The organism is Haloferula sargassicola (assembly GCF_040362925.1).
Lineage (GTDB): Bacteria > Verrucomicrobiota > Verrucomicrobiia > Verrucomicrobiales > Akkermansiaceae > Haloferula > Haloferula sargassicola.
On record NZ_BAABRI010000032.1, the window covers coordinates 26225 to 32978 of the forward strand.

The following is a 6754-nucleotide window of genomic DNA, read 5'->3' on the forward strand; positions in this document are numbered from 1 at the left end:
AATCACAGATCCACGTCCCAATCGCCGCCTTGGTAGGTGACGGTCGCGGACTTCTTGAACTTGAGGCAGAACGGGCACCAGCCGGCCTTGCCGGTGAGCGTGCCTTTTCCGCGCATGCGGAGCTCGCCGGCCTGCACCAAGCCGACCAGCCGGACCTCGCCCTTGATCGAGACGATGCACAGGGCTTCGCCGCTGACGCCGAGCAGCATCTTGCCGCCGAAGGTCGGGCCCTCGACGAAGTAGAATGCGCCCGCGCCGACTCCGGCCGAGATGTTGAAGAAACACGAGGCGGGAATGCCGAGCACCACCTCGGAGACCGGCACCCACACCTCGCCATAGACGTAGCCGCCGGTGAAAGGCGGCTGGCCGAGCAGCTCGGCGACGTCCTTGTCGATCACCAGCAGCGGCTCCAGCGAGCAGGTGCGGCCGATGAAAAACGCGCCCGCCGCCTCGTAGCCGCTGATGCCCATGCGGATCGAGGCACCCAGGTAGGCCTCGCGGCCATCCACGCCATCGCCGAGGTCGGGATCGATGGTGAAACCGATCACCGCGGTCAGTTCCTTCAGCTTGAAGCTCTGGAAGCTCAGCTCGCCCGTCATGTTGAAATAGCCGGCGATGCCCTTCGGGTAGACCGTGCCGGTGGTGTTCATGGAGAACTTCAAACCGAGGCTCGCCCGCAGGTCGGGACTGATCCAGTCCAGCGCCACGTCCTCGACGCCGATCCGGACCTCCATCGCCTTCTCGCCCGGGGCCAGGCAGGCGGAGGGCGCGAAGTCGTCGCCGGAATCGTAGCAAAGGATCTCGACGTAGGCGTGGAACTCGAGGTCGTCGGGCACCTTCATCTGCCAGTGGGCGTCGATCCGCAGCCGCTTCAGCGAGTCGCCCTGCACGTGCGCGTAGCCATCGACGCCGCCGGCGCCGGTGAACTCGTTGATTTTCCCGACCAAGCCGTTGATGGCGTCGTCGATCGGGCCGAGGGCTTCCTTGATCAGGTCCTTGATGACCCGGTTCATCTCCTCGAAGACCGAGTCGATCGCCGAGCGCATGGCCAGCTCCAGGTCGTATACCTGCTGCCGCAGCGCGTACTGGATCTGCCGTACGAAATCGCTGGCGAGCAGGGCGTCGCGGAGTTCCAGACGAAGGTGGGCGGCGAGGGTCTCGGCGGAGAACTCGGCGAACAGCGAGAAGTTGTAGGTGTCGAGCGGGACATCGAGATCGATGCCGGCGGACAGCGCCTGATCGTTGAGCCACTGGTGGGTCGCCGTTTCCAGCGAGGCCATCATGTCGGAGATCTCGTCCAGCGGCATCAGCGCCTCGTCGATGATCTGGTTGAACTGGTTGAAAATCTCCGCTCCGTCGGCCAGGCGGCCGCGCACGTCCACCAGCACGCCGCGGATCTGGCCCATCACCTCGACGATGCGGTCGAGCGTGGGCGAGACGTCCTCCAGCAACGCGTTCAGCTCCTCCTCGGCACCGGCCAGGATGGCATCGACCACCGGGTCGAGCGCGGGCCCGAGCTCCGGCCCCAGCAGGTCGCGCAGCAGGTAGCCGATCAGGTTGTCCAGGATCTCATACTCGGTGCCGGATTTGTAGAGCAGCCCGGGCCGGAGTTCATCGACCGAGGGCGGATCGATCGCCACACCACCGTTGTAGATCTTGACCTGCCCGGAAACGGAATCGACCGCGATGATCGCCTTCACCAGTGCCTGATCGACCCGGTTGAGCAGGCTGGTGATGTCATTGTTGGCATCCTTCAGCGCGCTCAGCCGATCCCGCACGGAGGTCACCGCTCCGCCGCCGGCGGAAAAGGCCTCGTTGATCAGCGCGTCGGCGCTGTCGGCCGGGATCGACTTCCATTCGTTGAAGGTGAGCCCGGCGGAAACCGCGTTCTGATAGCTCGCTGCCAGACGGCCGTGGACGGGCAACAGCACATCGACCTCGATGTCGTCCAGCGCGTCTTCCAGAATGGCGTCGAGGTTGTCCCCGACGAGGTTCGCCAGGTCGTCGATGCCGTCGTTCAAGGCACCGGCCACCGCCCCGGTCGCGGCGTCGGTGAGCGCGCGGGCGGCGCCGAGCTGCTCGTCGACGGCATCGAAGGCAATGTTGGTCAGGTTGATTTGCGGCAGCCCCTCATACTGCGCGCCGAAGCTGATCTCCGCGTCCTCGGGGCCGAGGAAGTCGATCTGGTTGTAGGTGTCCTTGAGGATGAAAAGGTCCCGCTTGTCCGGGTTCATCGTCCGGAAATACCGCGCCGTCGGGCTCCAGCGCAGCGGGTAGTCGAGCGGGATCAGCCCGAACAAGGACTGCTGCGCGTGGACCAGATACTGGTCCGGCGTGCCGGTATCGGGGGAGAGATACTCGGTTTTTCCCAGGCCTGTCGGGAAGCCGGTATGCGTCTCGTCGAATCCGTCCTTGTTGAAAAAGTTGTCGCCGCCATCGGTCCAGCCGCCGCAAAGATAGATCGCGGCATTTGGGTCGGGATTCGCGCTGCTCACGTAGTGGACCTTGAGATCCTCGAAATACGGCACGTCCAGTAGTCCGGCGAAGCTCGCCTGGCCGATCCCGTCCGGCGCCACGGTCGGATCGGTGAAATACAACTCCGTGCAGGGATGCAGCGTGTACTGCTTGTTGTCCGGCCCATCGACCTTGATCGAGGCGGGGATGCCGAGCCGCGAATCGATCCCCGGGTTGCCGGTGACCGCCGTGCCGAGCTTGCCGTCCTTCAGGAATTCCAACCTCCCGGCCAGCACCCCGGGCACGTGGGCGACTTCCGTCGTGGCTCCGACAACCAAGGTGCGGGTGGGGTAGCAATTTCCCGGACCAGCCTCGGAAACGGGCTCGAAGGCATAGGCCTTCGGCTGGAAGAACGAATTCCAGTCGCGCAGCGACTTCTCGCCGGTGTCATCCGGATCGATCTCCATCTCGCCGGTGATGTCGCCGGTGCAGGTGAGCATCAGGCCCTTGAATCGCTGGGTGAAGTCGGAGGGGGACGGCACCACGATCTCGCCATCGAACCACGAGTCGACGTTCTCGCTGGAGAGAAAGGTCAGCTGGAACTGCGAGACGGCGAAGAAGAAGCCGTAGAGCGACATCGATGCCTCGAACGTGCCGTCCTCAGCCACGTGTCGTCCGCTGATGCCGCTCAGGCGGGCATAGTACTTCGAGGCGGTCGGCAGCAGGTCGTAGGTGTAGTCGGTGGAGTTGCCGGCGATCTTGCTGGCTCCCTGCTGGCCGAAGCTTTCCACCGTGTAGGTGAGGCCGGCGTAGTCGCCATATCCGGTGCGGTAATCCGCGGTTTCCGGGCGTACCAGCTCCTCGGGGTGGTTCTCGTTGTCGTAGCCCTCCAGCAGCAGCACGCCGGGGGAAAGCAGGTCGCCCGTGCTCTGGTAGGAGTTGATTTTCAGCAGCGGATTCTCCTCCGCGAAAAGCCGGTAGCCGGGCATGTAGAAGCGGGCGTTGGGGAAAAAGTCGGTACGATGGGTGTAGTCGGTCAGGTGGCCCATCCCGTCGCCCTTCCAGCCCCAGCTCAGGCGGACATTGCCGGTGCTGCCGGAGGTGGCGAGGCCGCCGCTTTTGGAAATGGACATCTCGCCGGTGTCGGAGGCGAGCGAGAGCGAGGTCAGGCTCGCGGCACCGAAGGTGCACGGATCGTCGCCGCAGGCGAGGTCGTAATCGAGAGCCACGGGATCCGGCGCGGACAGCCGGCCGTAGGAGACGATGCCCTCGGCGAGTTCGAGATTCTCCACCCCGTTCCAGGAAACCTTGGCGCCCATCGGGAAGTGACAAACCTGCGAGCCCGGCTGGGTCGTGAACACGGCCGAGGTTCGGGCGGAGCCGTCCTTTTCCGCGGCGGTCACCGAGACCGGGTTGCCGCTCAGCAGCGTGGTGAAGCGCAGGTAGCCGTCGTTGGAGAACCGCTCGCGCATGGTCGCCGGATCCTGAAGCTGGGCGGCGGGCAGCGCCGCGAGCGCATCGTAGGCGGGCTGCGAGACGTGCTCGCAGGCCGAGGCGGTGAAGTCGATCGAGCCACCGAGATCGACGTCGAACTTCGACACCTCATAGATCAGCGGATGGCCCTCATCGAACATCCGGGCATTGGGCCCGAGCGTCGCGGTGAGCGGGCTGGCCAGCTTGATCTGGTCGTTGAGGGCGAGGCCGGTGGAGAACTGCCACTCGTGCTCCGCATGGTGGGCATCGACCGCGGTGTCCCGAATGACGCCGAGGCCCTGTGGAAAATGCAGCAGGGCCGAGGAAACCTGCGGCCCGCCCGGGGTGACCTGCGGCAGGCCGAACTCGACCTTGAGCTTGCCCAGCGCATCGAGCACCGGGCCGGCGCCATCGACGCGGACGATTTCCTCGCTGCCGGCCTGCACGACCGCCACCCCGCTGTCCTTCAACAACGCGCCCAGCAGGACGCCGGAACCGAAACCGAGATCGGGCCGGTTCGGGAAGCCGCCGCCCAGGTTTTCCAGCTGGATGGTCGTCTTCACGCCCGCCGCATCCAGCGCATCGACCCCCGGCTGGTTCGCCACGTCGAGCATCTCGGTGGTCAGCGAACCGAACACCAGGTCGCCATTGAAATGCAGCAGGCGCACTGCGGACAGGCCGGCGTTTTCATCGGCCATGAAGGTGGACGGGGCCTCGAGATGCTCGATCCGCACGCTCAACTCGTAGGTTTTCGTGCGTGATTCCAGCTGCACGAGGGGCACGATTCCGGCTTGGAAAACCCGGTGGGCGAGCAGCGAGGCAAGCGGCCGTCCGCTCGAGTCGTCATTCGTCGGCTGCTTCACGGAAAAGGTGAACACCCCGTCGTCCACCAGCGGCACCGAGGGGCCTCCGCCGGCTTCGCGCAGGTCGAAGTCCGCCCGGATCTGGGTGACGCCGAGTGCCGGCGGCCGCTCATAGCCGTCGTAGCGCCCCACCGTAACATCGAGGGTGGCGGTGAAGGCATCGCGATCCGGATCGGTGGCGATCAGATGGGTCCGCGTCCATTGCAGGTCGTTCAGCGCGGCGTGGATGTTGTAGGCTTCGTCGTCCGGGTCGGTGTTGGTGAAATGGAAAGCCGGCAGCTCGTCGGAAGTGGGCGTGCCGGAGGAGGCGATGTCGGTCCACACGCCGCCAATCTCCCGCTGGAGCACGCACGCGAAATGGTAGCGCTTGCCGGCCTCGAGCGTCCCGACCGGGTCGGCCGACACGACGAAGTCGACCGTTTGCGGAGCGAAGATCCTCACGGTGACCGCGCGCGACGGCGAGTAGACCTCCTTGGCTTTCCCGACCGGATCGAACACATCGACGACCGGGACGACGTCGCCCGCCTCGTCGAACAGCGCCGCGCAGACCCGGAAGGTGCCGGATTCGTTGACCACACTGTTTGAAGAAAAGCCGACCCGCGCGGTGAGCGTGGCACCGTGGCGGTAGAAGTGGACCGGATCGGCGAGCGCCTCATCGGAGTCCAGCACCGTGAAGACCGGCTCGGGAGCTGCCAGGTTGTCGCCCGGCGCGGTGTCGATGAACGAGCCGCTGATGACCGCCGGCGCCGTGCCGACCAAGCCGATGAAGCAGGCGGCCACGGCCGCCCGGATGCGCATGGGGAAGGTTTCCATAGGCTCTGAAAATGATCGTGGCATTCAGGAGCAGTTTGCGCCCATCGAGCAAGATCAAAGCGGTGTGTGGCGGGATTGTTAGCTTAACCCCTGCTAATCAAAGAGCTGTCGGGGAAAGAAGACGCGTCGTTCCAATCCGGCGGCGAATTTCCATGAAGAGTGGATTGTTTTGCAAACAAACGCCCGCGGGCTAGACAGGACCCATGTCTCAAGAAGCCCTGCCGCCGAAAAAGAAGGGGTCGTGCCTGGTCATCGGGCTGGTCGCCGTGCTCGTCGTGGGAATCGCCGCCGGCGCCGCGTGGTGGTGGCACAACCGGCCGATCCAGCCGGTGAAGCTGTCCGCCGCCGAGGTGCAGGTGGTGGAGGAAAAGGTCGACGCCATCCAGGGCGGCGAAGTTCCGAAGGCCGAACGCGTCGATCCCACCTATGAAAAGGGCGTGCGCGAGATCGTGCTGACCGAGCGCGAACTCAACGGCCTGCTCAACCAGAACACGACCTTGGGCGACAAGCTGAAGTTCGAGCTGGTGCCCAATGCCGTGCACGCGCGGGTCGAGACCGACCTCGATCCCGACCTGCCGCTGGTCGGCGGCAAGCGCCTGAAAGCCCGCGCCCGTTTCCTGATCACGCAGGACGAGGCCGGCCCGCATTTCGTCATCGATGACGTCACCGTATGGGGCGTATCCCTGCCCAACGACTGGCTGGCCGGGCTCAAGGGCCGCGACCTCATCGGCGAGTCGCTCGGCAGCGGAAACGGCCACGGACTGGCCGGCGTCGAATCGATGAAGGTGGACTCCGGCGCGATCCGGATCCGGCTCAGGGAATGACGCGGATCGCCGGGAGGAGGATGTCGTCTTACGACGCACCCCGCAGCTTCCCCGAGGTCGATCACCGCGCGGACGTCGATGCGCCTGGCGTTGCTTGGTGCTTGGTGCTTGGTGCTTGGTGCTTGGTGCTTGGTGCTTGGTGCTTGGTGCTTGGTGCTTGGTGCTTGGTGCTTGGTGCTTGGTGCTTGGTGCTTGGTGCTTGGTCCGTGGTCCGTGGTCCGTGGTCCGTGGTCCGTGGTCCGTGGTCCGTGGTCCGTGGTCCGTGGTCCGTGGTCCGTGGTCCGTGGTCCGTGGTCCGTGGTCCGTGGTCCGTGGTCCGTGGTCCGT

Annotated in this window: 2 protein-coding genes; one reads left to right on the forward strand and one right to left on the reverse strand. The window is 65.3% G+C overall.

Annotation, left to right across the window (positions count from 1 at the left end; translation table 11 throughout):
• Window positions 1-2: 2 nt before the first annotated feature.
• Window positions 3-5603 carry a hypothetical protein gene (locus tag ABXH26_RS19700; RefSeq protein WP_353568822.1) on the reverse strand — a complete coding sequence of 1867 codons (5601 nt, stop codon included), beginning with the start codon at window positions 5601-5603 and terminating at the stop codon, window positions 3-5.
• Window positions 5604-5806: 203 nt separating this feature from the next.
• On the opposite strand from ABXH26_RS19700, the gene ABXH26_RS19705 reads away from it, so the two are divergent.
• Window positions 5807-6427: a flagellar basal body-associated FliL family protein gene (locus ABXH26_RS19705; protein ID WP_353568823.1), complete on the forward strand. Its 621-nt coding sequence runs from the start codon at window positions 5807-5809 to the stop codon at window positions 6425-6427.
• Window positions 6428-6754 lie beyond the last annotated feature (327 nt).

Bases quoted from the DNA above. Each gene is read 5' to 3' on its own strand.
- ABXH26_RS19700 (WP_353568822.1), bottom strand. From the start codon at position 5,603: ATGGAAACCTTCCCCATGCGCATCCGGGCGGCCGTGGCCGCCTGCTTC.
- ABXH26_RS19705 (WP_353568823.1), top strand. From the start codon at position 5,807: ATGTCTCAAGAAGCCCTGCCGCCGAAAAAGAAGGGGTCGTGCCTGGTC.